25 protein-coding genes are annotated in these 26,344 nt (G+C 72.8%); 18 read left to right on the top strand and 7 right to left on the bottom strand.

Going from position 1 to position 26,344, the window contains the following annotated elements:
* Positions 1–86: 86 nt before the first annotated feature.
* From JD77_RS25395 to JD77_RS25385, 3 genes are all read right to left on the bottom strand, one after another.
* A complete protein-coding gene (locus JD77_RS25395) occupies positions 87–2,552 on the bottom strand; it encodes a glycoside hydrolase family 65 protein (RefSeq protein WP_246140938.1) in 2,466 nt (821 codons plus the stop codon).
* 107 nt (positions 2,553–2,659) lie between these two features.
* Complete coding sequence (locus JD77_RS25390) at positions 2,660–4,543, bottom strand: adenylyl cyclase (RefSeq protein ID WP_246140936.1); 1,884 nt, start codon at positions 4,541–4,543, stop codon at positions 2,660–2,662.
* 645 nt (positions 4,544–5,188) lie between these two features.
* A complete protein-coding gene (locus tag JD77_RS25385) occupies positions 5,189–5,818 on the bottom strand; it encodes a TetR/AcrR family transcriptional regulator (RefSeq protein WP_145776479.1) in 630 nt (209 codons plus the stop codon).
* Between the two features lie 110 nt (positions 5,819–5,928).
* On the opposite strand from JD77_RS25385, the gene JD77_RS25380 reads away from it, so the two are divergent.
* From JD77_RS25380 to JD77_RS25370, 3 genes are all read left to right on the top strand, one after another.
* Positions 5,929–6,393 carry a MarR family winged helix-turn-helix transcriptional regulator gene (locus JD77_RS25380; RefSeq protein WP_211372669.1) on the top strand — a complete coding sequence of 155 codons (465 nt, stop codon included), beginning with the start codon at positions 5,929–5,931 and terminating at the stop codon, positions 6,391–6,393.
* On the top strand, positions 6,390–8,030 hold the full coding sequence (locus JD77_RS25375) for an MDR family MFS transporter (protein WP_145776478.1): 1,641 nt from the start codon (positions 6,390–6,392) through the stop codon (positions 8,028–8,030). Before JD77_RS25380 ends, JD77_RS25375 begins: the two co-directional genes overlap by 4 nt.
* A gap of 285 nt (positions 8,031–8,315) precedes the next feature.
* On the top strand, positions 8,316–9,023 hold the full coding sequence (locus JD77_RS25370) for a dihydrofolate reductase family protein (protein ID WP_145776477.1): 708 nt from the start codon (positions 8,316–8,318) through the stop codon (positions 9,021–9,023).
* Positions 9,024–9,095: 72 nt separating this feature from the next.
* Here JD77_RS25370 and JD77_RS25365 read toward each other — a convergent pair whose 3' ends face one another.
* Positions 9,096–9,893 carry a zinc-binding dehydrogenase gene (locus JD77_RS25365; protein ID WP_170286544.1) on the bottom strand — a complete coding sequence of 266 codons (798 nt, stop codon included), beginning with the start codon at positions 9,891–9,893 and terminating at the stop codon, positions 9,096–9,098.
* Positions 9,894–10,078: 185 nt separating this feature from the next.
* Entirely contained in the window at positions 10,079–11,197 is a 1,119-nt protein-coding gene (locus tag JD77_RS25360) for a hypothetical protein (protein WP_246140934.1), read from the bottom strand.
* 300 nt (positions 11,198–11,497) lie between these two features.
* Here JD77_RS25360 and JD77_RS25355 point away from each other — a divergent pair, with 300 nt between their 5' ends.
* Positions 11,498–13,051, top strand: coding sequence for an NAD(P)/FAD-dependent oxidoreductase (locus JD77_RS25355; protein ID WP_145776474.1), 1,554 nt, complete (start codon positions 11,498–11,500; stop codon positions 13,049–13,051).
* Positions 13,052–13,105: 54 nt separating this feature from the next.
* Here JD77_RS25355 and JD77_RS25350 read toward each other — a convergent pair whose 3' ends face one another.
* Positions 13,106–13,594 (bottom strand): hypothetical protein, encoded by a 489-nt coding sequence (locus JD77_RS25350; RefSeq protein ID WP_211372668.1) that lies wholly within the window; start codon positions 13,592–13,594, stop codon positions 13,106–13,108.
* A 203-nt stretch (positions 13,595–13,797) separates the two neighbouring features.
* On the opposite strand from JD77_RS25350, the gene JD77_RS25345 reads away from it, so the two are divergent.
* Positions 13,798–14,487, top strand: coding sequence for a hypothetical protein (locus tag JD77_RS25345; RefSeq protein ID WP_145776473.1), 690 nt, complete (start codon positions 13,798–13,800; stop codon positions 14,485–14,487).
* A 401-nt stretch (positions 14,488–14,888) separates the two neighbouring features.
* On the opposite strand, the gene JD77_RS25340 is transcribed toward JD77_RS25345, so the two are convergent.
* The gene (locus tag JD77_RS25340) at positions 14,889–15,758 is read right to left on the bottom strand and encodes an LLM class F420-dependent oxidoreductase (RefSeq protein WP_145776472.1); all 870 of its coding nucleotides are present in this window, start codon (positions 15,756–15,758) and stop codon (positions 14,889–14,891) included.
* Between the two features lie 545 nt (positions 15,759–16,303).
* Between JD77_RS25340 and JD77_RS25335 the strand changes: the two genes are divergently transcribed.
* The 13 genes from JD77_RS25335 to hypE are packed head-to-tail and all read left to right on the top strand — an operon-like array spanning position 16,304 to position 26,340.
* Entirely contained in the window at positions 16,304–17,803 is a 1,500-nt protein-coding gene (locus JD77_RS25335) for a hypothetical protein (RefSeq protein ID WP_211372667.1), read from the top strand.
* Positions 17,800–18,360, top strand: coding sequence for a hydrogenase maturation protease (locus JD77_RS25330; RefSeq protein WP_145776471.1), 561 nt, complete (start codon positions 17,800–17,802; stop codon positions 18,358–18,360). Before JD77_RS25335 ends, JD77_RS25330 begins: the two co-directional genes overlap by 4 nt.
* A complete protein-coding gene (locus tag JD77_RS25325; protein ID WP_145776470.1) occupies positions 18,353–18,709 on the top strand; it encodes a hydrogenase maturation nickel metallochaperone HypA in 357 nt (118 codons plus the stop codon). The genes JD77_RS25330 and JD77_RS25325 overlap by 8 nt, the downstream gene beginning before the upstream one ends.
* The gene (locus JD77_RS25320; RefSeq protein WP_145776469.1) at positions 18,709–19,248 is read left to right on the top strand and encodes a hemerythrin domain-containing protein; all 540 of its coding nucleotides are present in this window, start codon (positions 18,709–18,711) and stop codon (positions 19,246–19,248) included. The genes JD77_RS25325 and JD77_RS25320 overlap by 1 nt, the downstream gene beginning before the upstream one ends.
* On the top strand, positions 19,245–20,369 hold the full coding sequence (locus JD77_RS25315; RefSeq protein WP_145776468.1) for an NADH-quinone oxidoreductase subunit B family protein: 1,125 nt from the start codon (positions 19,245–19,247) through the stop codon (positions 20,367–20,369). Before JD77_RS25320 ends, JD77_RS25315 begins: the two co-directional genes overlap by 4 nt.
* A complete protein-coding gene (locus tag JD77_RS25310) occupies positions 20,366–22,165 on the top strand; it encodes a nickel-dependent hydrogenase large subunit (RefSeq protein ID WP_246140932.1) in 1,800 nt (599 codons plus the stop codon). The genes JD77_RS25315 and JD77_RS25310 overlap by 4 nt, the downstream gene beginning before the upstream one ends.
* Positions 22,158–22,820 (top strand): NifU family protein, encoded by a 663-nt coding sequence (locus JD77_RS25305; RefSeq protein ID WP_145776467.1) that lies wholly within the window; start codon positions 22,158–22,160, stop codon positions 22,818–22,820. The genes JD77_RS25310 and JD77_RS25305 overlap by 8 nt, the downstream gene beginning before the upstream one ends.
* On the top strand, positions 22,817–23,431 hold the full coding sequence (locus JD77_RS25300) for a DUF5947 family protein (RefSeq protein ID WP_145776466.1): 615 nt from the start codon (positions 22,817–22,819) through the stop codon (positions 23,429–23,431). Before JD77_RS25305 ends, JD77_RS25300 begins: the two co-directional genes overlap by 4 nt.
* A 12-nt stretch (positions 23,432–23,443) precedes the next feature.
* On the top strand, positions 23,444–23,647 hold the full coding sequence (locus JD77_RS25295) for a hypothetical protein (protein WP_145776465.1): 204 nt from the start codon (positions 23,444–23,446) through the stop codon (positions 23,645–23,647).
* A gap of 31 nt (positions 23,648–23,678) precedes the next feature.
* Positions 23,679–23,780 (top strand): DUF6893 family small protein, encoded by a 102-nt coding sequence (locus JD77_RS35630; RefSeq protein WP_387228715.1) that lies wholly within the window; start codon positions 23,679–23,681, stop codon positions 23,778–23,780.
* Between the two features lie 4 nt (positions 23,781–23,784).
* Positions 23,785–24,057, top strand: a complete 273-nt coding sequence (locus JD77_RS25290) for a HypC/HybG/HupF family hydrogenase formation chaperone (RefSeq protein WP_145776464.1) — start codon at positions 23,785–23,787, stop codon at positions 24,055–24,057.
* Between the two features lie 13 nt (positions 24,058–24,070).
* Positions 24,071–25,198 (top strand): hydrogenase formation protein HypD, encoded by a 1,128-nt coding sequence (gene hypD, locus JD77_RS25285; protein WP_145776463.1) that lies wholly within the window; start codon positions 24,071–24,073, stop codon positions 25,196–25,198.
* Positions 25,195–26,340, top strand: coding sequence for a hydrogenase expression/formation protein HypE (gene hypE / locus JD77_RS25280; protein WP_145776462.1), 1,146 nt, complete (start codon positions 25,195–25,197; stop codon positions 26,338–26,340). Before hypD ends, hypE begins: the two co-directional genes overlap by 4 nt.
* The last annotated feature ends 4 nt before the right edge of the window (positions 26,341–26,344 follow it).

Genomic DNA, 26,344 nt, shown 5'->3' with positions numbered 1-26,344 from the left:
CCTACGGCGCGGGGAAACTCAACAGGTAGGCGATCGGGCCCGGCTCCTGCCGTCGGTGTCCGGTACCGGCTGGCAGGGCCGGCCGATCACGGTTGCGCCGTCCGCGACGATGGATGGTTCAGCGTGACGGTGACCGTGTCGCCGGGGGACAGCAGCAGCGACCTGTCCCAGACGGCGACCGGCACCGGCTGGTCGGCGCCCGGGGCGGCGGAGAGCCGCACCCGCTCGCGGTCGACGTCCAGGGTGATCAGCAGGTTGCGGTACCGGAGGACGCAGCAGAGGTGGTCGAGCGCCTCCGGCAGCAGCGGACAGAGCCGGAGCACGTTGTCGCGGACCTCCAGGCCGGTGTAGCAGCGTTGCAGGATGTCCAGTGTGCCGGCGGTGGCGCCGAGGTGGATTCCCTCCCGCGTGGAGCTGTGCTCCGGGCGGGTGAGGTCGGTGCCGAGCGCGGCCTGCAGCATCTCCAGGGACCGCCGACGGTCGGTACGGGCCAGCACCCAGGCGTGCGCGATGCGGCTGAGGGTCGACCCGTGGGTCGTGCGGGACAGGTAGTGGTCCACGGTCGCGGGAATCCGGGCCGGGTCGAAGTCGTAGCCGAGCCGGCGCACCAGGCCGGTGAGTTCGTCGGCGCTGAACAGGTACAGCAGCATCAGCACGTCGGCCTGCTTCGAGATCTTGTAACGGTTCGGGTCGTCGCCCTCGGCCTGCAGCAGCGACCCCAGCAGCCGCAGGTCGCCGTACCGGCGCCGGTACCGCTGCCAGTCCAGCTCCGCCAGGTCGCCGTACCGCTCGAACTGGGCGAGGATCCCGCCGTCGAGGAAGGCCAGCCGGAGCCGGCGGCTGATGTGCGCCCACCGGCCGCGCTCGTCGTCGGAGACGGCCACCTCCCGCCAGGGGGCCGCGCCGAGGTGCCGGCGCTGGATCGCGTACGCCTCCTCCGCGCGGGCCAGCACCCACGACACCATCACGTTGACGTACGCGCAGTTGTCCAGCCCCTGGCCGGGGCGGCCCGGGTAGCCGTCGTGGTACTCGTCGGGCCCCAGCACGCCCCTGATGTCGTAGCGGTCGTGGGCCGGGTCGTACGTGGCCAGGCCGGCCCAGAACCGCGCCGTCTCGATTAGCAGCTCGACGCCCGTGGCGGCGAGAAAGGCCAGGTCCGCCGTCGTCTCCCAGTATCGCCACACGCAGTACGCCACCGCCAGGCTGACGTGCTGCTGCCGTCCCGTCCGGTCGTCCACCCACTCCCCCGTGACCGGGGAGCGGCTTCGGCTGGGGCTCTCGTCCCGGCCGCTGCTGCCGCTCTGCCACGGGAACAGGGCGCCTGCCATCCCGGCGGCGCTCGCCTGCCGGCGGGCCGCCGTCAGCCGCCGGTGCCGGTACTCCAGCAGCGCCCGGGTCAGCTCCGGCAGCCGCAGGTTCAGGTACGGATAGACGAACAGCTCGTCCCAGAAGATGTGCCCGTGGTAGCCCTCGCCGTGCAGGCCGCGCGCCGGCACGCCCGCGTCCAGGTCGGTCGTGTGCGGCGACAGCGTCTGCAGCAGGTGGAAGGTCTGCACGCGCACGGGCAACTGCCACGGGTGCTCCTCGCCGATGTCGAGCCGGAACCGCTCCCACAGGCGGGCCCAGGCGGCGGTGTGCTCGGCGAGCAGCGCCTCGAACGCCGGGGCGTGCCGAATCTCCTCCCGGGCCGCGGCCAGGGGCTCGTACTCCGCACGGTCGCGGTCGGCGAAGACCGCGACGGTCTTCTCCGCCGACACCCGGTCCCCGGGCACCACGTCGACCCCGAACACCTGCGCCACCTCGTCCGGCCCGGTCGCCACGGCCGGCGCGGCGGGCGGTCGCGGCCCGTCGGCGAGGCCCACCGTGGTACGGGCGACCAGGGCGACGCGCTGCCGGGAGCCGGTCGTCGCCGCGGTCAACCAGACCGTGTGCGGGCCGTCCGCCCCGCTCGCGACGTCGGTGAGGTGCCGACCGCAGGTCCCCGCCTCCGGGGGCGCGTTCGCGTTGGCCACCCCGCCGTCGATGGCCGACCTGACCTCCAGCCGGCCCGACCAGTTCTCCGGGACGATGATCGTCTCCACCGCCGCCAGGTGTGGGTTGGCCATCGACACCAGGCGCCGCTGCCTGATCCTGGTCCTGCGCTGCTGGCGGTCGACCACCAGCAGTTCGCGCAGGTAGACCCCGTGACGCAGGTCCAGTACGCGGTGCTCGTGCTCGCGCCGCGCCCGATCCGGCGCCAGCCAGTCGCCCCCGGCCGGGCGGAACGTCAACGGCAGCCAGTTCGGCAGGTTGACGATGCTGTCCTCGCCGTCGGGACGGTGCGGGTCGGCGAGCCGGTTGTGGAAGCCGGCCAGATAGGTGCCCGGGTAGTGGACCCCGTCGGACCACGCCTCCGGGGGCGCTCCCCGGGTCGCCAGGTACCCGTTGCCGAGGGTCAGCAGCGTCTCGCGCGTCGCCTCGCCCGCCGGGTCGCCGTCGGAGTACGCCAGCGCCCAGCCGCCCGGCAGTTCCGCGGCGCACAGCTCGCAGCCCGGGTCCACGTCCACCGGCACCCCACGCTCCCCTCCGCCGTTGCCCGGGGAAGCCGTTTTGCCCGTTCGGGGCACGCCAAACCCGGGGCCGGAGCTGGCCGGCTGCGGCCCCGGGGACGGTGGCGGGCCTACGCCGGGTACCGCGCGACGTACACCGGGGCCCCGATCCTGGTCGTGTCGGCCGGCTCACCCACGCCGTTTACGACGTGGTCGATGGTGCCCGCGCTGAGGTTGACCGTCATGATGTGGTGCAGCCGGACGCCCGGGGTCTCGGGGACCTCGAAGCCGTTCTCGGTGTGAATGGCCGGGTTGTTCTGGTTGAAGACGTACACGCCGCCGCCGTGCAGGGTGTGCCGCCGCACGTGGTCGCCGACCTTGTAGCCGGCGTAGCCCTCGACGTCGCCGTTCATCCAGTCCGCCTGGGTCGGCGGGTCGTACGGCAGCTCGTTCTGGTAGAGGATCGTCGTGCCGTCGTCGCCGTTCCAGACGGTGTTGTACCGCTGGAAGTGCTCGACGAACAGGCCCGTCGCCGTCACGTGGTCGCCGTTGATCACGACGCCGTAGCGGCCGGTGTTGGTGTTCCAGCGTTCGGTGTCGGTGAAGCCCTCGACGCCGTGGTCGCCGCGCCACACCCAGGTGTGGTCGATGAGCACGTTGTCGCTGTTGATCTCGAGCGCGACGTCGGTCCTGCCGACGTGCGGCCCGCCGACGCGGAAGTACACGTCCGACAGGGTCGTCGGGTTGTCCGCGGAGCTGCGCCGCCCGCCGTGGCGCCTGCCCACCCGCAGCAGCACCGGCGACTCGTCGAGGCCCGCGTCGATCGTGACACCGGCGGCGACGACGCCGGGGACGTCGGCGACGTCGAGCGGGACCGCCCCGTCGACGGCGGTGAGCGTGGCGTGTCCGAGGCCGAGGACGACGGTGTCGGGGCGCTTGACCTTGATGCTGCGGGCGATGTCGTACACGCCGGGGGTGAGCAGCAGGTGCCGGCCGCGCGCGAGCTGCGCGTTGATGGCCGACACCGGGTCCGACGGCTTCGCGACGAAGAAGTCGGTGATCGGCAGCGTACGGCCCGGCGTCATGCCGTCGGCCCACGAGACGCCGCGCGTGTTCCTCCGCGCCGCGGGCACGCGCACCTGGTATCTGCCCCGCTCGTCGACGAACAGGTACGGCTTCTCCCTGCTCAGGGGGGTGGTGTCGAGCGTCGTGTAGGGCGGGTTCGGGAAGGTGGCGTCGTCCGGGGCGCCGACGACCCCGGAGAAGACCTGGTTCCACACTCCGTTGGACCAGCCGGCGACCTGGCTGTTGCGGGTCAGCCACTGCTGCTGCGATCCGTTGGTGACGAACGGCAGCCGGGAGTCGGCGATGAAGCCTCCGCTGGCGAACTGCGGGCCGGCGGTGCAGTAGTCCATCAGGGACAGGTTGCCGCCGCTGACGTCGAGGCGGCGCATGGACACGGCCTGCGAGACGGCCCAGAAGTTGGCCGAGGCCCGGCAGCCGTCCTGGCCGGCCGCGTCGATCTTGATGGAGAGGTTGGACAGGGTGCGCCAGAAGTTGACGAGGGCGAGGCAGTTGCTCGTCCCGCCGCCGGTCAGGCAGCGGTTGTAGACCTCGACCTTGCCGTTGACGACGACGTCGGTGGGCGCGGCGCCCAGCCCCGCGATCTCCGTGTAGTAGCCGACCTTGAACCGGAGCGGGTGCTCCGCCGATCCGTACGTGCCGGGCTTGAACAGGTACGCGTGGCGCCGCGTACCCATCTCGTCGTCGACCTGGGCGGCGTGCGCCGCGTCGAGGGTCGCCTGGATCCTGCCGACGGGCATGCTGGGGTCGAAGACGGTGACGTTCGGGCCGAGGTCGAGGATGCCGCCCGGTGGCGGGGCTGCGGCGAGGGATGTGCCCGGCGTGGCGACGGCGGTCGTCAGCGCGAGGCCGAGCGCGAGCGCCCGGCCGAGTCGCTGGCGGCGGGGCCGCCCGGTCGGGGACTCTTCGCCCCCGGCAGTCGGCGTCGTCATGCGGCTCTTCCTTTCCGCTGGCCGGGCAGCGGTGCCCGGGAGGGGTCCCTGGTCTGGATGCCGGTTACGGGGATGCCGCGTGGGGCGCTGCTCCGACGGGCGCGCGGGCGCCCTGCCGTGCCGGCGTGGTTCGCGATCGTCATCGACCTGCCTACTCGGGGGGACGGGCGGCCGGGTGCCACGGGCCGGGGCGCAGAGAGCGCTCTCACATGGCCGACGGGGATCCGACCGAAGGGAAAGTGGCGTGGCATCTTTCTACCCTCTGAATCGATCCCGCGCTATGGCTGGCGGCCCCGATTCCGCGACACGGGCGACGCGGGGACCCCGCCTCATGCCAGCCCCGGTACTTCGCGGCCAGCAGGCGCCGGGCCAGCGAGTCCTCGGCGGGGGTCGACCACGAACCGGGCCGTCACGGCGATCGCCCCGGGCAGGTCGGCGCGCAGTTCGCGGGGGCCGCCGAGGCGCGACCGGGCGCACGGCTCCCGGCGCGGGTTGCGCACCCAGTCGGCGGCCTCACCATGGCCGGAGAGCAGGTACCGGACGCCCTGGTGCTCCCGCGTACCAGATCTCGATGGTGTGGGGGCGACCGCCGCGCCGGCCGACGGTGGTCAGGTAGGCGTAGTCCTCGGCAGGCACCCGGCGTGCCTATCGGCGACCGGCGGCGGGGACCGGCCGGTCGCCGTCGGGGTCGGGGGCGGGGGCCACGGTGGCGAGCGCGGTGCGCACGGCGTCGCGCAGTGGCCCCTCGGGGTGGTCGGTCCAGTGCTGGATGGCGACGCGGAAGGTGGTCAGGAAGGCGGCCGCCAGGACCCGCGACCGCAGGGCCGGGTCGGGGCCGGTGAGCCGGTGCGCGATCGCGGCGGCCAGTTCGCGTTCGATGGTGGCATACGCGGCGATCTGGTGCGCCACGAGGCTGGGATGCGCGCGCAGTCGACGGCGTTGGGCGAGCCAGGACGGGTCGGGATCGGCGTACGTCTCGGCGATGATCTCCTCGGCGGCGCGGGTGAGCACGGTCCACGGCGGCTGGTCGGCGCGCTGCTCCCGAATGAGCTCGAGGAGCCGGCGCAGCCGGACCACGTCGCCGTACGCGATGGCCTCCTCCTTGCCGGAGAAGTAGTTCGAGAAGGTACGGCGGGACACGTTGGCCGCGTCGGCGATCGCCTCGACGGTCACCCGGTCGAGCCCGTGCTCCGTGGCGAGGCGCAGTGCCGCCTCGTGCAGCGCCAGGCGGGTGGCCGCCTTCTTGCGCTCGCGCAACCCCATCGTCTCGTCCACGGCATCGAGGCTACCCACCCGTGATCTACTTCTCAATGGGAAAACTTGCGCAGCGGGCAAGATTTTTGGATCCTTGCTTGAGGCAACCATCGGTGGGTAGGGAGGCAGGAGTGGAACCCGCTCGCGAACTCGGCGTCCGGCTGCACGAACTCACCACGGCCGTCCGGATGATCAAGCAGCGCTACGCCGACAGCCGCTCCAGCGTGCCGCTGGGCATGATCGGGCTACTCAGGCGGATCGACAGGTTCGGCGACGGATGCCACGCCCGCGAACTCGCCCTGCGCGCCGGGCTGGACCCGTCCACGGTCAGCCGGGCCGTCGCCGGCCTCGTGGCACAGGGCCTCGTCGAGCGGCGCACGGACGCGGCCGACAAGCGGGTCGCCGTCCTGGCCGTCACGCCCGCGGGCCGGGCCGCCCTGGCCGACACCGAGAACTGGTACGGCGCGGTCCTCGACCGCGCGCTGACCGGCTGGACCCCGGCGGAGGCGGCCGCGCTGTCGGCCGCGCTCGCCCGGTTCACCCACGACATCAAGAACGCACTCGGAAACCAAGAGAACCTGGAGGCGGCGCGATGAGCGCACCCACCACCGCGACCGACGCGGGGCCGATGAGCCATCGGCAGACCCTGGAGGCGCTCAGCGGTCTGCTGCTGGTGCTCTTCGTCGCGATGCTGAGCAGCACGGTCGTCTCGATCGCCCTACCCAAGATCATCGGGGCGCTCAACGGCTCGCAGACCCAGTACACCTGGGTCGTCACCGCCACCCTGCTCACCGCCACCGCCACCACCCCTATCTGGGGCAAGCTGGCGGACCTGTTCAACAAGAAGCTGCTGATCCAGGCCGCGATCGTGGTGTTCCTGGTCGGCTCGATCGTCTCCGGCTTCGCCCAGAGCGCCGGGCAGCTCATCGCCGCCCGCGCGTTCCAGGGCATCGGCGTCGGCGGCCTGCAGGCCCTGGTCCAGGTCGCCATCGCGGCGATGATCCCGCCGCGCGAGCGCGGCCGGTACAACGGCTACCTCGGCGGGGTCATGGCCCTCGCCACCGTCGGCGGCCCGCTGCTCGGCGGCCTCATCGTCGACACCTCCTGGCTCGGCTGGCGCTGGTGCTTCTTCGTCGGCGTGCCCGTCGCCGTGATCGCGCTGATCCTGCTCCAGGTCACCCTGCACCTGCCCACCGCCCGCCGCGAGAACGTGAAGATCGACTACTGGGGGGCGAGCCTGATCGCCGCCGGCGTGAGCCTGCTGCTGGTCTGGATCTCCTTCGTCGACGACTCCTTCGGGTGGCTGTCCTGGCAGACGGCCGCGATGGTGGGCGGCTCCCTGGCGCTGCTGGCGCTGGCCGTCCGGGTCGAGGCGCGGCACGCCGAGCCGATCGTCCCGCTCAAGATCGTCCGTGAACGCACCACGGCCCTGGCCATCCTGGCCAGCCTCGCCGTCGGCATGGCCATGTTCGGCGGTTCCGTCTTCCTCGGCCAGTACTTCCAGATCGGCCGCGGCTACACCCCGACCGAGGCCGGGCTGCTCACCATCCCGATGATGGCCGGCGTCCTCGTCTCCTCCATCGTCTCCGGCCGGCTCATCACCAGGACCGGCAGGATCAAGCCCTACATCGTCGCGGGCACGGCCTTCCTGGTCGCCGGCTTCGCCGTCCTCGGCACCATCGACCACGAGACCCCGCTGTGGTTCCTCGCCGTGGCCATGTTCCTCGTGGGCGTCGGCGTCGGCATGTCCATGCAGAACCTCGTCCTCGCCGTGCAGAACACCGTCGCGCTCAGGGACATCGGCGCCGCCAGCTCCAGCGTCGCGTTCTTCCGCTCGCTGGGCGGCACCATCGGCGTCTCCGTCCTCGGCGCCGTCCTCGCCCGGCGGGTCACCGACCAGATCACCCACGACCTGACGGCGGCCGGCATCCCCGCCTCCGGCGGCGGGGGCAGCAGCAACCTGAACCTGGCGGCGCTGCCGGAGCCGATCCGGCAGATCATCCGCGCCGCGTACGGCGACGCCACCGGGCACATCTTCCTCATCTCCGCCGCCATCGCCGTGGTGGGCGTGATCGCCGCCCTCCTGCTGCGCCCGGTGACGCTGCGATCCAGCCTCGACCTGTCCGACACCACCCGCTCGGTGGCGGTCGCCGCCGACGCCGTCGACGCCGCCCCCGCCTTCGACGAGGTGGCGCCCGACAGCGGCCCCCGCAGGGCCCCGGCCCGGCGCTGAGGTCGAAGCGCGGCCCGGGCCGCCGCCGGATTCCGGTGGCGGCCCGGCGCGCCGTCGTGGATCTCCGCGGTGAGCGCGTACGGGTCTTCCTCGGGACCGACGACGGATGGGAGCCACACCCACCCGGCAGCGGCAACGGCTACCATGATGGGCCGGGCAGCCCCGGCCCACCCAGCATGGTGTGGCCGCCGTCACAGCGACTGACTGTCGGGGTCGCCCGGTCGGCTCCGACCTCTCCACGGCAACACCCTGCGGGGTGTCACCCGACGGAGAGGAACGAGCGAGATGAGCAAGGTGACCGCACAGCTGTCGGTGTCGGCCGACGGGTTCTACGCCGGCCCACGGCACACCGACGACGGCGACGGCGACTGGATGGCGTCGGCCGAGAGCGCGGGATTCTTCCGCGTCACGCGGTGGGTCACCGACGCGATGGCGTGGCGCGAACGGCAGGGCTTCGCCGGCGGGGAACGGGACACGAACTCGGACGTGGTCGCCGAGCAGTTCGCGGCGGCCGGCGCGTACGTCATGGGGCGCCGGATGGCCGACGGGGGCGAGGTGCCCTGGGGCGAGGAACCGCCGTTCCGCGCTCCGGTCTTCGTCGTCACGCACCGCCCCCGGCAGCCCCTGCACCGCCGGGGTGGCACCAGCTTCACGTACGTCACCGACGGCGTGGCAAGCGCCGTCGCACAGGCACGCGCCGCGGCGGGCGGCAGGAACGTCGCCGTGGCCGGGGGCGGCAGCCTGGTCCGGCAGGTACTCAGGGCGGGGCTGCTCGACGAGCTCGAACTGCACGTGGTGCCGGTCGTGCTCGGCACCGGCCTGCGGCTGTTCGACGCGGACCTCGACCTCGGCGAGAAGGAGGCGATCGAGCTGACGCCGACCCGGGTCATCCACACGCCGCAGGTCACCCACATCCGGTACGTGGTGGGCGGGCGCGCCCCGCTCGTGCTCGACGACCGGGGCAGCGGCGGCGGCCCGACCGCCACCCGTTGACCGGATCGTGCAGACCTTGGACAGTTGTCGATCGCCGACGACAACCGTCCAAGGTCGCGGGCCGCGCTGCCGCTACGCCGCCTCCACGCCCTGCGGGGCGATGAACAGCTTGTCGGCCTGGCCGACGGCCAGGACGTCGAGCGCCTGCGGCACCTTCTCCAGCGGGAAGAACGCCGGTCGCAGCCGGTCCAGGCCGAGGGTCGGCAGCATGCCCACCGCACGGTGCTGGGTGTACGGGTTGATCACCGCCCCGACGATCGTCAGCTCCCGGGCGAAGATCTCGTTGGGGCGTACCCGCGCCTCGTCGTCGGGCCGGGCGACCCCGAAGACGAGGATGCGCCCGCCGCGGCTGGCCATGCCGACCGCCGACTCCAGCACGCGTCCCGAGCCGACGGCGTCGATCACGTGCGGGAACCCGAGGCCGTCGGTCAGGGCGGCCGGCGCGCTCGCCTCGTCGCTCGGGTCGAACGCGGCGTCGGCGCCCATCCGCAGCGCGAGGTCGCGCCGGTCCGGGCGGGGGTCGAACACCACGATCGGGGCGAGCCCGCGGGCCCGGGACAGCGCCACCATCATCGCGCCGGCGGGGCCGGCGCCGTAGACGAGCACGGGCAGCCCGGAGCGGGGCGCGAGCTGGTCCATGCCGTGGATGCAGCACGCGAGCGGTTCGGTCAGCGCCCCGACCCACGGGGGCGTCCCGGTCGGCAGCCGGTACGCGATCCGCGCCGGCACGGTGCCGCAGACCCCGACGGCCAGCGGGGCGAGGGCCACCTCTCCCGGGCCGGGGCGGCGCGCCGGCAGGTGTTCGACGCGGACGTCGCCCGGGCCGTGGCACCGGACGGCCAGGACGGTCCCGCTGTCACTGGTTGACACGGAGCAACTCCTTGAGCCGGCTGATGTGGGCGCGGCGTTCACGTGCGTGGCGGGGCTCGTCGTCGCCGCCGCGGTGCTGATCGGCCCTGCCGGCAGCCACGTGTGAAACGAGCTCCGCCGGCCGCCCGGTGGGTACGGAACCCGGGCCGGCGGCCCCTCCTCTGCGCCGACAGACGGTGGACGGGTCAGATGATGAAGTGGTTCCAGTAGGCCAACCAGATCACGAACAGCGCGCCCTGTAGAAGGACCAGGCCCGTGGTCAGCCATCCGCCGACCCGCGCGCGCCACGTCCAGCCGGCCAGCACGAGCGCCACCGGGAAGGCGGCGAGCAGGTAGCGCAGCAGACTCTTGTACACCGGTGGACCCATCGACAGCGGCACCAGCACCATGATCACGCCGTACACGACGTAGGGCAGGCCGATCCGGCGGACGCCCGCGACCACGACCACCAACGCCAGGACGGCGGCCCCGACCCGTAGGGCATCGGGGACCGACCCCCCGGCCAGCCCGTGCCACAGCACACCCAGCGGGTTCTGCACGGAGACGCCCCAACCCCGCTTCTGGGCGTGCTGGTAGGCGAACCAGTCACCGCCCTGCCACCGGCAGAACGCCATGAAGGCGAGCCACCCGGCCGGAACCAGCAGCAGCGGCCAGCCCGTACGGACGCAGCCCCACAACACGCGTCGACCGAATCGGTAGTCGTGCTGCCGCAGCAGCACCAGGGCGAGCGGCACGACGACGAAGAACCCGACGGAACGGCTGAGCGCCAGGAAGAACCCCAGCACGCCGACGACCAGCCAGCGCCGCCGCTCGGCGTAGTGGAATGCGGCGAGCGTCAGGCACAGGAACAGCGACTCGGTCAGCGCCGCCTGGAACAGGAATGCGGTGGGCAGCAGCACGAGATACCGGACGAACCGGCGGGTCCCGGGGTCGCCGAGCAACTGCTCCCCGAGTCGGTGGGCGTAGTAGAGCATCAGCAGGAACGCCGCGTTGGCCACCAGCAACAGCGCCATCGCGGTGTGCCCAGCCAGCAGCGGGGCCAGCGCCCGGCCCAGAAACGGATACAGCAGCGGAAAGCCGAATTCCTGCCACGGCCGGTCCAGTGGCACCTGGGCCAGTTTTTCGTAGAGGAACGAGTCCCAGGCGAACCACAGTGACACCCAGCGATGCGGAGAGATGGCGCGCTGCTGGTCGCGCATCGTCCACCCGTCCGCGGGCGGAGTCAAGGACAGATGGTCGAAGGCGGTCAGCGCGAGCACCCCGACCAGGGTCAGCACGATCTTCGTACCGAGGAAGACCGTCACAGCGAAGCGCCACGGCGCCGGAATCCGGTCCGCGACCTGCGCCGCCCGGCCCCGCACGGCACCGGCGCGCGCGCCGAGCCCGCCTCGGTGCCCGGCCCCACGGCCCGCCCCTGTCCCCCACGACCTCTCCCGATCCCGCGCGGACGAGCCCGGTCATCCGACCCCCGGCGCTGCCACATCCCCCTTCCACCGCCCTTGACACGTGGAGGACGGCCGACACGAGGAGCGAAGCGCTGAGTGAGTTCCCGCACACAGTGGGTAAACGGGGCCGCGACCGGAACCGGACGCAGGGAGCGCGGCATGGACAAACAGCGGGACACGGTGGTCATCGGCGCGGGACCGGCCGGCCTGACCGCCGCGTACGAGTTGCTCCGGTGGGATGTGCCGGTACGGGTGTTCGAGGCCGACGAGGTGGTGGGGGGCATCAGCCGCACCGTCGAACGGGACGGCTGGCGCTTCGACATCGGCGGACACCGGTTCTTCACCAAGGTCTCCCGAGTCGAGGAGTTCTGGCACGAGATCCTGCCCGACGAGGACTTCCTGCTGCGGCCGCGGATGAGTCGGATCTACTACCGGGGCGCGCTCTTCGACTACCCGCTCAACGCGTCCAACGCCCTGCGCAACCTGGGCCTTCGGGAGGCCGCGCGCTGCCTGGGCTCGTACGCCCGCGCCCGCTTGCGCCCACCGAAGGACCAGTCCCACTTCGAGGGGTGGGTGTCCGCCCGCTTCGGTTGGCGGCTCTACTCGATGTTCTTCAAGGCGTACACGGAGAAGGTCTGGGGCATGCCGGCCGACCAACTCCAGGCGGACTGGGCCGCGCAGCGGATCAAGAACCTGTCGTTGGCCAAGGCGGTCCGCAACGCCCTGCTGCCGCGCCGCAACCGCGCTGACGTCACCAGTCTGATCGAGGAGTTCCAGTACCCGAAGCTCGGGCCCGGCATGATGTGGGAGCGCTGCGCGGAGGAGGTGCGCCGCCGCGGCGGCGCGGTGGAGCTGGGTAGTTGGGTGACAGCGGTGCACCGCGACCCGCGGCGCGGCCGGGCGGTCGCCGTCTCGGTGGACGGCGTGGGCGGGCAGCGCACCGCGACGGCCTCGCACGTGGTCTCGTCGATGCCGATCTCCGAGTTGGTGGCGGCGCTACGCCCGCCCGCGCCGCCGCAGGTGCGGGCCGCGGCCGCCGACCTGCGTTACCGGGACTTCCTGACCGTCGCGCTGGTGGTGCCGGCCGAGTTCGCCTTCCCGGACAACTGGATCTACGTGCACGACCCCGACGTCCGGGTGGGCCGGATCCAGAACTTCGGTTCCTGGTCGCCGCACCTGGTCAAGGACGGGCGCACCTGCCTGGGACTGGAGTACTTCGTCTTCGAGGACGACGAGACGTGGCGTACTCCCGACGCCGAACTGGTCGCCACCGCGACGGCGGAGCTGGAGCGGCTCGGCCTGGTCCGGTCCGGGGTCGTCGAAGCGGGATACGTGGTGCGCATGCCCAAGGCGTACCCCGTCTACGACGAGCGGTACCAGCGCAACGTGGACGTCGTCCGGCACTGGCTGGCCCGCGAGGTGCCGAACGTGCATCCGGTCGGCCGGAACGGCATGCACCGCTACAACAACCAGGACCACTCGATGCTGACAGCCATGTTGACCGCGGAGAACATCGCCTGCGGCGCGGGCCATGACGTCTGGTCGGTGAACGTGGAGCAGGACTACCACGAGGAGTCCAGCGGACGCGGCGGCGGCAACCGCCGGGGTACGGGCCGGGACGCGCCGATCGTGCCGGCCAGGCCCGCAGCCGCCGGAGCGGCGCCCGCTGACGGCACGCGGCCGGGGCGGCCGGTACGGGCGCGCCTCGGCTGATCGGCACCGGCGATCGTCGGCCCACCGCGCCGAAGGTTGGCGAGCGCCCGCCGGTCAACTCTGCCGCAGCGCCGGCATCGGCGCCGGGACGGACAGGGCGCTGGCCCCGGCGCCGGCCCCCGCCTCGCAGGTGTTCGGCGGGACGGTGCCGATGCCGCGGGTAGCGGGGCGCTCGGCCGCCCAGAACATGAAGCCGAGCATGCCCGCCGTGGTGCCCGCGCCGTTGGGCGCGACGCTCTGCACGTAGGGCGCGGCGGCCCGCTGCACGGACGTCGCGTAGTCGACGCACTCCGGCAGCGGCTTGCCCCCGTAGGCGATGTAGCTGCCGCCGGTGAACTTCGCCGGCGCGAGCGGCGGCACTGGCGGGCTGTACTGCGGCTTGCCGTCGACGTGCTCCTGCCAGTCCGCCTGGGCGGTGCCGGCCGAGGCGGATCGGGCCGCCACCATGGCGTTGGCGTAGTCGAGGACGGGGGTGTCGGTGCGCAGCCAGTCGGCGGTGGCCTTGCGGTTGATGTCGATCAGCCACCGGTCGCCGGCCGCCACGTCGATGGTGAGCCGGGCCTGGGGCCGGGCGCCCGTGGCGGGCCGTCCCCAGGGCGGCCCGGGTGCCCTGGGCGGTAGCCGGCGCCGCCGGTCGAGGGGTCCCCTGCTCGTTCCGCCTCTGCTGCCGCCGACGTGGCCGCCGCGTCCCGACACGGACGCCGAGGTGCCGAGCCGGCGACCACGCGCGGCGGTACGGTCGCGGGATGAGCACCGGGACACCCATGCGGCAGGCGAGCACCAGTTTCGACTACTACGTGCTGTACGCGGCGGCGGGCGACGACCAGGCAGTGGGGCTGCTCGTCGAGGAGTTCGTGCTCGCCGACGACCTCTCCGCGGCGCGGCTGCGCGGTGCCGCCTGGACGCCGGCCGACCGGGGCTGGTGGAGTTCAGCCGCGTTCGCCCGGGCGGTCCGCGCCGATCCACAGGTACGTGCCCGCCTGGCGGCCACCGACCGTGCCGGCGCGGAGGCCGTCCACCGCCGGCTCGGCGGTGGCACGCTGCCCGACGAGGAGGCGCTGCGCGGCCACTTCCGCGACGACGTTCCGCTGGCGTCGGCGGCGCCGCTGCGGCTGGACGCCGGTCCGGTCGTCCACCGGGTGCTGTTCGCCGGGGATCTGGACAGCCGCCAGCAGGAGTTGCTGGGCGCGGCGCTGCGGCTGGGCGCTGCCCGGGGCCCGGACGCTGCGCGACCCGGGGTGGTCGGCACGGGGCGGCTGCGGGTCAACGACACGAACTTCCGGTGGGACCTGCGGCGCGTCGGCGGCATCGCCTGGTGCGTCGACGTGACCTCCGAGCCGGCCGGTGACGACGCGCTGCGCTGGCTGCTGCGCCAACTGATCGGCCTCGTCCGCCGCCACGGTCTCGTCCCCGCCGCGATCGATCGCCTCTCCTGACCGGCGGCGAAGGGCGCCGAACCGGGCCTCACGCCGCTGTTCAGCGTCGCCCCCGGCAGCAAGTTCCGCGACGCCGACCACTTCGGGGCCATGCGGCTCACCGTCACCCCGGACTCGCTGAAGGCGGAGCTCGTGTCGCTGGGCGGGCAGGTCGACTACTGGTTCCTCCTGCGCAAGGGCGCGCAGGGCAGGGCCTACCTGGCCGAGCGGTCCGACTGGGTCGACCCGGATCCCCCCACGGAGAGCCCGGACCCCACCAGGTACTCGGTCTCGTTCGACCTGGCCGCCGGCAGCACCGACGGCCTGACCTACCGCTCGTACGAGGACGGCCCGTACCGGGGAGGCCAGCCTGGGCCCGGGAGGGTCCAGGCTGGCCGCGTCGCCGTCCGCGGGCGCGGGGGTCAGCCGATGCCGGCCAGTCGGGGTACGACCCGCTCGGCCAGCTCCTGCGTGAACTCGACCGGGTGCCGGTCGGGCATCGTCTGCACCTCGGTCACGCCGAGCGCGGCGTACTCGGCCACCTCGGCCAGGAACGCGTCGGGGTCGGCCAGGGGCGGCCGCATGACCAGGACGGTCTTCTCGATGTCGGCGTAGTCCCGCCCCTCGGCGGCGCAGTGCCCGCGCAGCACCTCCAGCTTGTGCGCGACCTCCGCCGGGCTGGTGCCGAACAGGTTGCACGCGTCGGCATAGCGGGCCACGAGCCGGAGGGTCTTCTGCTCGCCGCCGCCGCCGATCATGATGGGCGGGTGCGGCCGGCTGATGGGCGCCGGCACGTTCAGCGTCTCCGCGAGCTGGTAGTGCGTGCCGTCGAAGCGGCCGTTGTCGTCGCTCCACATCTGCAGGCAGATCCGCAGCGTCTCCTCCAGCCGTTCGAAGCGCTCGGCCACCGGGACGACCGGCACGCCCAGCCCGCGCTGCTCGCGCTCGTACCACGACGCGCCGATGCCGAGCCGGGCGCGACCGCCGGAGAGCACGTCCAGCGTGGTGACGATCTTGGCGAGGAGCCCCGGGTGGCGGTACATCACCCCGGTCACCAGCACCCCCAGCGTCATCCGCTCGGTCTTCGCCGCCACGTAGCCGAGCGTCGTGTACGCCTCCAGCATCGGCTCCTCGGCCGACGTCGTGCGCTCCATCTGAAAGTAGTGGTCCATGACCGTGAACGCGGAGACGCCGGCCTGCTCCGCGATCCGGGCGGTCTCGGCCAGGGTCGCGGCCGTCTGCGCCGGGTCGGCGGGCGTCGAGAAGTTCCAGTAGTGCAGGCCAATCCTCATCGGTCATCCTCCGGTACGGTCGGGGCGCCCCGACAGTATGACCGGCGGTCACCGACCCGGCCGCGCCGAATCGAGATGGCACCCGTACGGCGTCGACGAACATGGATGCTGGCGGCGTCGGGTCACGATGCCGTCGTGAGCGAACGTTTGCAGGTGAGTCGGGCGGTGCGGGGCTTCCCGCACAGAGCCTCGGTACGACAGGTACTCGCGGCCGGGTTGCTGGCCACGACTTCGATTTTTCCGGATCCGTCCTCGACGGTGGCGACTTCAGCGGCGCCACCTTCACCGGCGGCCTCGTGGACCTGTCGAAGGTCGACCGGAACACGTGGCTCCCGGCGTCGGCGCCGTGGCCGGTAGGGGCTCGGGTGCCTGCCGGGCTGCGCCTCCCGCCCGCCGCGGCCGCGACGCCCGGCCGGCGGCTCATCCGATTCGGTGAGTGCGGTGGTCACCTAGGGGCGGCGGGCACTTACCGACGGCCGGCGGCACGGGTTAGACCAGGGTGACCCCGGCGCCCGGGCGGGGTCTGGAGACGGGGGGCCGAGCAGATGATCACACACCGCCCGCGCACCGGTTTCGGCGTAGCCGAGGCGGTCGCGGAGGCGATCCTCTATGAGGGCTACCTGCTCTATCCCTACCGCCGATCCTCGGGGAAGAACAAGGTCCGGTGGCAGTTCGGCGTCCTCGTACCCCCGGACTGGGGCGAGGCACACGGCCTGGTGGACGGCGGCGTGGCGGGCTCGGCGGAGTCGTCGTGGCAGCTGACCCAGTGCCTGGCCGAGGCACCGGACGACGCGGTCGTCCGGTGCCGGCTACGGTTCCTGCAGCTGCAACGCAAGTCGGTCGAGGAACGCGCGGCCGGCGGGGTCCACCGGCCGGTCGACCGGCTCGACGCCGCGGGCCGTACGGAACTCGGCTTCGACGAGGCGGTCCCGCGGGAGTTCGAGTTCGAGGCGTCGGTCGCCGACCTGCGGCGGGGGCGCCGCCTCGACGTACGGGTGCCGGGCGGCGAGGACGTCGAGCCGCTGGTCGACGAGCGGGGCGGGACGGTCGGACGGGTGGTACGCCGGCGGTGGCCGCTGTCCGCGTCGGTGAGCGTCTGGGCCGTGCCGTGCCGGACGCCGTTCCGGCTGCTGCGGCTCAACGTCCGCGTCGTGAACACCGACCGGTCGACGCCGCCGGTCGGCCCGCGCGAGGACGCCCTGCGGTCCTGCCTGCTCGCGACGCACACGCTGATCGCCGTAGACCGGGGGCGGTTCCTGTCGCTGCTCGATCCGCCCGCGTGGGCGGCGTCGGCGGCGCGGGAGTGCCGCAACGTGCACACCTTTCCGGTGCTCGCCGGCGAACCGGGCACGTCGGACGTCCTGCTCTCGGCACCGATCATCCTGTACGACCACCCGCGGATCGCGCCGGAGAGCCCCGGTGACCTGCACGACGCGACCGAGATCGACGAGATCCTGTCGCTGCGTACGCTCACGCTCAGCGACGCCGAGAAGCGGGAGGTGCGCGCCACCGATGCCCGCGCCGCCGCCATCCTCGACCGCGTCGACGCCATGCCGGCGGAGGTGTTCGAGCGGCTGCACGGCGCGATCCGGGCGCTGCGGCCCGTACGCCAGCAGGGCGACGCCGCCGATCCGCCGCCCGGGTGGGAGCCCCCGGCCGACACGACCCCCTGGTGGGAGGGGGGCGCCGACGCGACCGCCGCGCCGGAGTCCGAGACGGTCCTCGTCGCGGACATCCCGGTGTCCCGCGGCAGTCGGGTCCGGTTGCGGCCCCGCCGGCGGGGCACGGACGCGCACGACATGTTCCTCGACGGACGTACCGGCCGGGTGACGCAGGTGCTGCTCGACGTGGACGGGTCCCGGTTCCTGGCGGTGACCGTGGACGACGACCCGGGCGCGGACCTGCACCAGTGGTACGGCCGCCTGCGCCACTTCCGGCCGGAAGAGGTGGAGCCGCTGAGCGCAGAGGCCGAGGCGCCGACCGGGGAGACCGAGCCGCTGGCCGGGGAGACCGAGCCGCTGGCCGGGGAGGTCGAGGCGCGATGAGCGGCGGGCGGGTGCTGGTCGCCGGGATCGGCAACATCTTCCTCGGCGACGACGCCTTCGGCGTGGAGGTCGTCCGGCGACTGCGGGACGCCGCCCTGCCGGAACGGGTGGATGTGTCCGATTACGGCATTCGGGGGATGCACCTGGCCTACGATTTGCTGGACGGCCGCCACGACGTACTGGTCATGGTGGACGCGTTGCCGCTGGACGAGCCACCGGGGACGCTGGCCGTCCTCCAGGTGGATCTCGACGATCCCGGTTGGACCCTGCGGCCGGCGGACGTGCTGGACGCGCCGGCCGCCGACGGGCACGGCATGGACCCGGAGTCCGTGCTGCGGCTGCTGAGCGGCCTCGGCGGCGGCGTCGACCGGGTCCTCGTCGTGGGCTGCCGACCCGCCGTCCTCGACGAGCGGATGGGGCTGTCCGCCCCGGTCGCCCGGGCGGTCGACGAGGCGGTCCGCCTGGTGGAGGGAATCGCGCGTGAGGAGGCCGCGCGGCTCGACCCGGGAGCCGCGCGAGGGGACAACAGCCGGAAGGGGGTGCCCGCCGATGCATGAGACAGGTCTGTCCGAGGCGATCGTCGCGGCGGCCGTACGCAGGGCCGCCGGTCGGCGGGTAACGGGCCTGCGGGTACGGATCGGAGGCCACGCGATCGACCCCGCGGTCGTGACGCAGGGCATCCAGGTCGCCGCGGCCGGCACCGTCGCGGCGGACACCGCCGTCGACCTGGTGCTCGAACCGATGACGGTGCGGTGCCACGACTGCGGCCACGACGCGCCGGTCACCGACCACCTCGCGATGGTGGCCTGCCCGGAGTGCGGGGGCGTCGACGTCGACGTCACCGGCGGCGACGACGTGGTGCTGGAGTCCATCACGGTGGACGGCGCCGGGCCGGGAGGCCGCTGATGGACGCCACCGAGCTGCTGCGGCACGACCACCGCGTGGTGGAACAGCTGTTCCGGGACTACCACGCGGCGGCCTCCGACGTGCAGCGGCGGGCGGTCGTCGAGGTCCTCGTGCGCGAGTTGTCGAAGCACGCCGCGCTGGAGGAGGTGCTGTTCTACCCGTTCGCCGCCAGGGTGCTGGAGGACGGTCAGGTCGACAGGCACCTCGCCGGGCACGCGCCCGTCAAGGAACTGCTCCTGGAGCTGGACCGCTGCCGCGCCGGGGACCCCGCGCAGGACGACGTGATGCAGCGGCTGGCGTCCGCCGTCGCCCGGCACGTGCGCGACGACGAGGACGAGCTCATGCCACTGCTGCGCGGGCGGGCCGACGAGCAGGCCCTGCGCGAGCTGGGCCAGGCGATCGACGACGGCAAGCACGTCGCCCCGACCCGGCCGCACCCGCACGCGCCGGACAGGCCGCCCGCGCTGGCCCTCGCGGCACCGGTCGCGGCGATCTACGACCGGCTTCGGGACAGGATGCAGGGGAGGCCACGAACATGACCCAGGGCGTAGGCGGGGGCGGCGCGGTGATCCCCCACGAGCACGGCTTCGACGAGATCACGATCCTGTGGATCTCCGAGGGCATGAGCTGCGACGGCGATTCCGTGTCGATGACGGCCTCGGACCAGCCGGCTATCGAGGACGTCGTCCTCGGGCTCATCCCCGGCCTGCCGAAGGTGAACCTGCACAACAAGGTGCTGTCGCCGGCGGCCGGCGGCGAGGAGTTCCTGGCGCCGTACCGGGCCGCGGCCCGCGGCGAGCTGGGTCAGCCGTTCATCCTCGTCATCGAGGGCTCGATCCCGAACGAGAACATCAACGGCGACGGGTACTGGACGTCGTTCGGCAACGACGAGCGCACCGGCGAGCCGCTGACCCTGAACTGGTGGATCGACCGGTTGGCGCCGAGGGCGTGGGCGGTCGTGGCGGCCGGCACCTGCGCGACGTACGGGGGCATCCACGCCATGGCGGGCAACCCCACGGGGTGCATGGGCCTGGCGGACTACCTCGGGTGGGACTTCCGGTCGCAGGGCGGCCTGCCGATCGTCAACGTCCCGGGCTGCCCGATCCAGCCGGAGAACTTCATGGAGACCCTGACCTGGGTGCTCTACCACGCCGCCGGGTCGGCCCCGCCCCCGCCGCTGGACTCGCTCCTGCGGCCGCAGTGGCTGTTCGGCAAGACCGTGCACGAGGGCTGCGACCGGGCCGCGTACTACGAGCAGGCCGATTTCGCCAAGGACTACAACTCGCCGAAGTGCCAGGTGAAGATCGGCTGCTGGGGGCCGGTCATCAACTGCAACGTGCCCAAGCGCGGCTGGATGGGCGGCGTGGGCGGCTGCCCCAACGTCGGCGGCATCTGCATCGCCTGCACCATGCCCGGGTTCCCGGACAAGTTCATGCCGTTCATGGACATGCCGCCCGGTGGCAGCCTCTCCACGTTGATGATCAAGCCGTACGGCGCGCTGATCCGGCGCCTGCGCGGCATCACGAACGCCACCGCCAACCGGGAACCGAAGTGGCACCACAACGGTCCGGCGCTCACCAGCGGCTACAACCCCCGCTGGCGCCCGTACGGGCCGGCCGACCCCCGCCGCCAGGCGGCCCGTGAGAGGAACAAGCCTTGACCGCGACGAAACCGCGACCGGCCGCCGCGAAGAAGCGTGGCGAGCTGACCGAGATGGCGTGGGATCCGATCACCCGGATCATCGGCAACCTCGGCGTCTACACGAAGATCGACTTCGCGAACCGCGAGGTGGTCGAGTGCCACACCACGTCGTCGCTGTTCCGCGGCTACTCGGTGTTCATGAAGGGCAAGGACCCGCGCGACGCCGGCTTCATCACCAGCCGGATCTGCGGCATCTGCGGCGACAACCACACGACCTGCTCGGTGTACGCGCAGAACATGGCCTACGGCATCAAGACCCCGCCGCTGGCGGAGTGGATCATCAACCTCGGCGAGGCCGCCGAGTACATGTTCGACCACACCCTCTTCCAGGACAACCTCGTCTTCGTCGACTTCTGCGAGGCGATGGTCAAGCAGACGAACCCGAGCGTGCTCGCCCGCGCGGAGAAGACCGCGGCGCCGGGGCGGGACGTCCACGGCTACGCCACGATCGCCGACATCATGCGGGCGTACAACCCGTTCGAGGGTGAGGTCTACAAGGAGGCGCTGAAGGTCAGCCGGATCACGCGGGAGATGTTCTGCCTGATGGAGGGGCGGCACGTCCACCCGTCGACGGTGTACCCGGGCGGCGTCGGGACCATGCCCCAGCCGACCCTGTTCACCGACTACCTCAGCCGGCTGATCAGCATCCTGGACTTCGTCAAGAAGGCCGTCGCCATGAACGACGACATCTTCGACTTCTGGTACGAGGCGCTGCCCGGCTACGAGGAGGTCGGCCGACGGCGCGTGCTGCTGGGCTGCTGGGGCGCCTTCCAGAACCCCGACGTCGTCGACTACCGCTACGAGACGATGACGCACTGGGGGCGGGCGATGCACGTCACGCCCGGCATCGTCGTCGACGGCAAGCTGCTCACCACCGACCTGGTCGACATCAACCTCGGCATCCGCATCCTGCTCGGCAGCTCCTACTACAAGGACTGGGTCGGCGAGGAGGAACCGTTCGTCAATTTCGACCCGCTCGGCAACCCGGTCGACATCCGCCACCCCTGGAACCAGACCACCCTGCCGGACCCGGGCAAGCGCGACTTCGACGACCGGTACAGCTGGGTGATGAGCCCCCGCTGGTTCGACAAGGGCAGCGGCGAGCACCTGGCGCTGGACACCGGCGGCGGATGCTTCGCCCGGCTGTACGTCACGGCGCTGGCGAACATGGTCGACACCCCGTACGTGAAGTCCACCGGACGCAGCGTGCTGATCACGCTGCCGAAGAGCGAACGGCTGCCCGAAACCACCCTCGAGTGGAAGATCCCGCGCTGGTCGAACGCGCTGGAGCGGGACCGCTCCCGCGCCTACTTCATCGCGTACGCCGCGGCGATGTCGCTGTACTTCCTGGAGCGGGCGATGCAGCGGGTGCGCGGCGGCGACATGCGGGTCTTCACCGACTTCGACGTGCCGGACGAGGCCATCGGCTGCGGCTTCCACGAGGCCGTGCGGGGCACCCTGTCGCACCACCTGGTGATCAGGGACCGCAAGATCGCCAACTACCACCCGTACCCGCCGACACCGTGGAACGGCAGCCCCCGCGACAGCTACGGCACCCCCGGCCCGTACGAGGACGCCATCCAGAACATGCCCATCTTCGAGGAGAACGGGCCGGAGAACTTCAAGGGCGTGGACATCATGCGGGCCGTACGCAGCTTCGATCCGTGCCTGCCGTGCGGCGTGCACATGTACGTGGGCGGCGGCCGCACCCTCAAGAAGATCCACTCGCCGATGTTCGGCGCGTCCCATGGCTGAGCGGCCGGAGACCCCGCGCCTCGACGACGCGGCCGTCGAACCTCGACTGGCCCGCCTGGACGCGCTGCTCGGCCAGCTGGAGCAGGTCCCCGGCCGCACCGCCGAACTGGCGCTGGAGGCCGTCGAGACGCTGACCGAGGTGTACGGCGAGGCCCTGGCCCGGGTCACCGACCTCGCCGCCGGCACGCCCGCGCTCGACGGGCTCACCGGCGACGAGCTGCTGCGACACCTGCTGCTGCTGCACGGCGTCCACCCCGACCCGGTACGGCGGCGCGTGGCCCGCGCGGTCGACGACCTGAGGCCGCAGCTACGCGCCCGGGGCGCCGAGATCACACTCGTCGCGGTCGAGGACGCCGTGGCGACGGTCAGCCTGTCGGCCGGTGGGTGCGGCGGTGGCGGCGCGGCCCTGCGTGAGCTGGTGCGGGAGCAGGTGTGGGCGTTCGCGCCGGAGCTGTCCGCGGTCGACGTCGTGGCGCCCGCGCCGACCCCGGCGCTGATCCCGGTCGCGGCGCTGCGGCGGCGGCCGGACGGCACCCCGCCCGAGCCGGCGGCGGGCGGGCACCGGGCCCCGGCCGCCGAGCCGACGGCGGCGCGACATCCGGCCCCCGCAGGCCACCGGACGGCCGGGCCGCTGGCGCTGGACGGCGCGGGATGACCACGGGCGCGCTGCGGCGGGCGATCCACCGGGCGGCGCGGCGCTCCGCCCCGCTCGAACGCTGCGGGATGTGCGCCGCGCCGGTCGGCCCCGGGCACCGGCACGTGTGGGACGAGCAGGACGCCGGACTGCTCTGCGCCTGCCCGCCGTGCACGCTGCTGTTCGAGCGCGAGGCGGCCGGCGGCAGCCGGTACGAGCTCGTCCCCGACCGCCGCCGGCGGTTGACCGGCCTGTCCGCCGACGAACTGGGCGTACCGGTCGGGCTGGCGTTCTTCGTCAGGCAGCGCGACGGCCGGACGGTCGGCCACTATCCGAGCCCGCTCGGCACCACCGAGGCCGAGGTCGACGCCAACGCCTGGCGGGCGGTGGAGGCGCGGTCACCGGCGCTGGCCGCGATGAGACCGCGCGTCGAGGCGTTCCTGACCTGGACGGACACCCGGCGCGGCGGCGGCGAGCGATGGGTGGTGCCGGTCGACGACTGCTTCCGGCTGGTGGCGCTCGTGCGCGGGAACTGGACGGGCATGTCGGGCGGCAGCGCCGTGTGGCGCGAGATCGCCCGGTTCTTCGACGACCTCGGCCGGCGGCACGGCCGGCCGACGGACAGCGAGTGAGGAGGGGCTGCCATGGGCGAGATCCGGGTGGGCGATCCCGACGTCGAGTTGGACGCGCCCGCGCACACCAAGGGCGTCGAGGAGGGCAACTCGGTGCGGCGGAAGCAGTCGGGCCACCATGCCGACGGGACGGTGGACGCCCGCCGCTCGACCGGCATCCGGCCGGACCAGCACGACGCGATCCTGCCGATCATGCCGAACCTGCCGCCGGGCTGAGCGAGCCCGGCCGAGCCGAAGGAGGTGAGCGATGCGGAAACTGCTGATGCTGCTGGCCGGCGCGGCCGCCGTGTCGTTGTTCTGGAAGGAACTACCCGCGCTGCGTCGCTACATCAAGATCGAGAAAATGTGAGCCCATGTGTCTTGGGATTCCGGGCGAGATCGTCGAACTCAAGGCGGGCCACGACGACCTCGCCGTGGTGGACGTCGTGGGCGTGCGGCGGGCCGTCAACATCGGCCTGCTCGGCCAGGACCAGGTGGGCATCGGCGACTGGGTGCTCGTCCACGTCGGGTTCGCCATGTCGAAGATCGACGAGGCCGAGGCTGCCGCCACGCTGGCGATGCTGACCGGCCTCGGGCAGGCGTACACCGACGAGTTGCAGGCGCTCGCCGAATCCGACATCACCTAGGAAAGACCACCACATGCGTTTCGTCGACGAGTACCGCGACGCGGACCGGGCCCAGACCCTGGCCGCCCAGATCGCCGCGCTCTGCGAGCCGGGGCGGCAGTACACCTTCATGGAGGTCTGCGGCGGCCACACGCACACCATCTACAAGCACGGCATCGAGGACTACCTCCCGGAGAACGTCTCGCTGGTGCACGGGCCGGGCTGCCCGGTCTGCGTGATCCCCATGGGCCGGGTGGACGACGCCATCGCCGTCGCCGGGGAGCCGGGGGTCATCATGACGGCGTTCGGCGACATGATGCGGGTGCCCGGCGGGACCGGCACGTTCCTCGACGCCAAGGCCGCCGGCGCCGACATCCGGATGGTGTACTCGCCGCTGGACGCGCTGAAGATCGCCCGCACCAACCCGGACCGCCGGGTCGTGTTCATGGCGATCGGGTTCGAGACCACGTCACCGTCGACGGCGGTGACGGTGCTGCGGGCGGCCGCGGAGGGCATCGACAACTTCTCGGTCTTCTGCAACCACGTCACGATCCTGCCGGCGATCAAGGCGATCCTCGACTCGCCGGACCTGCGCCTCGACGGCTTCCTCGGGCCCGGGCACGTCTCCACCGTCATCGGCTGCCGGCCGTACGAGTTCATCGCCCGGGACTACGGCAAGCCGCTGGTGTGCGCCGGGTTCGAACCGCTGGACCTGCTCCAGTCGGTCCTCATGCTGCTGCGGCAACTCGCCGACGGCCGCTGCGAGGTGGAGAACCAGTACACCCGGGTGGTGCCGTGGGACGGCAACCCGCGGGCGCTCGACGCGATCGGCCGGGTCATGCGGCTGCGGCCGTACTTCGAGTGGCGCGGCCTCGGCTTCATCTCCCACTCCGCCCTGCGGATGCGCGACGAGTACGCGGCCTTCGACGCCGAGCGGCTCTTCGACGTCCCCGGCGTGCGGGTGGCGGACCCGAAGGCGTGCCAGTGCGGCGAGGTGCTCAAGGGGGTGCTCAAGCCCTGGGAGTGCAAGGTGTTCGGCACCGCCTGCACCCCGGAGACCCCCATCGGCACCTGCATGGTCTCGTCGGAGGGCGCGTGCGCGGCCTACTACAACTTCGGCCGCTTCACGCGGCAGCGACTCACGGAGGCGGCACACGCATGACGAGCGAACGCACGGCCGAGTGGGCCGACCGCGCCGCGGCCGAGGCGCCGGCCGACCGGCAGCCCGGGCGGCCGTCGCCGGAGCAGCAGGTGCTGCACCGCATCGAACGGGCCCGCCGGCGCCGGCCGACGGTCCGGGAGAGCCGGATCACCCTCGCCCACGGCGCCGGCGGGAAGGCCAGCCGTACGCTGGTCGAGGCCGTCTTCGTCGAGGCGTTCCGCAACCCGATCCTGGAGACGCTCGACGACGCGGCGGTGCTCGCCGTCGCCGGCGGCCGGCTGGCCTTCACCACCGACTCGTACGTGGTGTCGCCGCTGTTCTTCCCCGGCGGCGACATCGGCGACCTCGCGGTCAACGGCACCGTCAACGACCTCGCGGTCAGCGGCGCCCGCCCGCTGTACCTGGCGGCCGGGTTCATCCTCGAGGAGGGCTTCCCCGTCGCCGACCTGCTGCGGATCACCGCGTCCATGGCCGCCGCGGCGCAGCGCGCCGACGTACGGGTGGTCACCGGCGACACGAAGGTGGTGCAGCGCGGCAGGGGCGACGGCTGCTACGTCACCACCACCGGCGTCGGCGTGCTGGAGCGGCCGGTGACGCTGGGCGCCGCGCACGTGCGGCCCGGCGACGCGGTCGTCGTCTCCGGCCCGATCGGCGATCACGGCGTCACCGTCATGCTCGCCCGCGGCGAACTGGACATCGAGGCCGACATCTCCTCCGACACCGCGCCCCTGCACGGCCTCGTGTCGGCCCTGCTCGACGCGGCGCCGGGGGTGCGGCTGCTGCGCGACGCCACCCGGGGCGGGGTGGCGACGGTCCTCAACGAGGTGGCGCGGGCGGCCGGGGTGGCCGTCGTCGTCGACGAGGCCGCGGTGCCGGTGCGTCCCGCGGTCACCGGGGCGTGCGAACTGCTCGGCATCGATCCCCTGTACGTCGCCTGCGAGGGACGCTTCGTCGCCGTGGTCGACGGCGCGCAGGCGCAGGCGGCCGTGGCGGCGCTGCGCGACCACCCGCTCGGCGCGGACGCGAGCGTCATCGGGCACGTCGCCGCCGACCCGGCCGGGCTCGTGCTGCTCAGGACGGCGTTCGGGGGCACCCGCGTCGTCGACATGCTGGTCGGGGATCCGCTGCCCCGCATCTGCTGACGCG

It is taken from the genome of Micromonospora olivasterospora (assembly GCF_007830265.1).
GTDB lineage: Bacteria > Actinomycetota > Actinomycetes > Mycobacteriales > Micromonosporaceae > Micromonospora > Micromonospora olivasterospora.
Note: the sequence above shows the minus strand (reverse complement) of the source record. Positions and strands in the feature narration are given on the sequence as shown.

Excerpts from the sequence above, each read along its gene's own strand:
- JD77_RS25390 (WP_246140936.1), bottom strand. The coding sequence starts at position 4,543 with ATGACGACGCCGACTGCCGGGGGCGAAGAGTCCCCGACCGGGCGGCCC.
- JD77_RS25375 (WP_145776478.1), top strand. The coding sequence starts at position 6,390 with ATGAGCGCACCCACCACCGCGACCGACGCGGGGCCGATGAGCCATCGG.
- JD77_RS25370 (WP_145776477.1), top strand. The coding sequence starts at position 8,316 with ATGAGCAAGGTGACCGCACAGCTGTCGGTGTCGGCCGACGGGTTCTAC.
- JD77_RS25355 (WP_145776474.1), top strand. The coding sequence starts at position 11,498 with ATGGACAAACAGCGGGACACGGTGGTCATCGGCGCGGGACCGGCCGGC.
- JD77_RS25345 (WP_145776473.1), top strand. The coding sequence starts at position 13,798 with ATGAGCACCGGGACACCCATGCGGCAGGCGAGCACCAGTTTCGACTAC.
- JD77_RS25340 (WP_145776472.1), bottom strand. The coding sequence starts at position 15,758 with ATGAGGATTGGCCTGCACTACTGGAACTTCTCGACGCCCGCCGACCCG.
- JD77_RS25335 (WP_211372667.1), top strand. The coding sequence starts at position 16,304 with ATGATCACACACCGCCCGCGCACCGGTTTCGGCGTAGCCGAGGCGGTC.
- JD77_RS25330 (WP_145776471.1), top strand. The coding sequence starts at position 17,800 with ATGAGCGGCGGGCGGGTGCTGGTCGCCGGGATCGGCAACATCTTCCTC.
- JD77_RS25325 (WP_145776470.1), top strand. The coding sequence starts at position 18,353 with ATGCATGAGACAGGTCTGTCCGAGGCGATCGTCGCGGCGGCCGTACGC.
- JD77_RS25320 (WP_145776469.1), top strand. The coding sequence starts at position 18,709 with ATGGACGCCACCGAGCTGCTGCGGCACGACCACCGCGTGGTGGAACAG.
- JD77_RS25315 (WP_145776468.1), top strand. The coding sequence starts at position 19,245 with ATGACCCAGGGCGTAGGCGGGGGCGGCGCGGTGATCCCCCACGAGCAC.
- JD77_RS25305 (WP_145776467.1), top strand. The coding sequence starts at position 22,158 with ATGGCTGAGCGGCCGGAGACCCCGCGCCTCGACGACGCGGCCGTCGAA.
- JD77_RS25300 (WP_145776466.1), top strand. The coding sequence starts at position 22,817 with ATGACCACGGGCGCGCTGCGGCGGGCGATCCACCGGGCGGCGCGGCGC.
- JD77_RS25295 (WP_145776465.1), top strand. The coding sequence starts at position 23,444 with ATGGGCGAGATCCGGGTGGGCGATCCCGACGTCGAGTTGGACGCGCCC.
- JD77_RS35630 (WP_387228715.1), top strand. The coding sequence starts at position 23,679 with ATGCGGAAACTGCTGATGCTGCTGGCCGGCGCGGCCGCCGTGTCGTTG.
- JD77_RS25290 (WP_145776464.1), top strand. The coding sequence starts at position 23,785 with ATGTGTCTTGGGATTCCGGGCGAGATCGTCGAACTCAAGGCGGGCCAC.
- hypD (WP_145776463.1), top strand. The coding sequence starts at position 24,071 with ATGCGTTTCGTCGACGAGTACCGCGACGCGGACCGGGCCCAGACCCTG.
- hypE (WP_145776462.1), top strand. The coding sequence starts at position 25,195 with ATGACGAGCGAACGCACGGCCGAGTGGGCCGACCGCGCCGCGGCCGAG.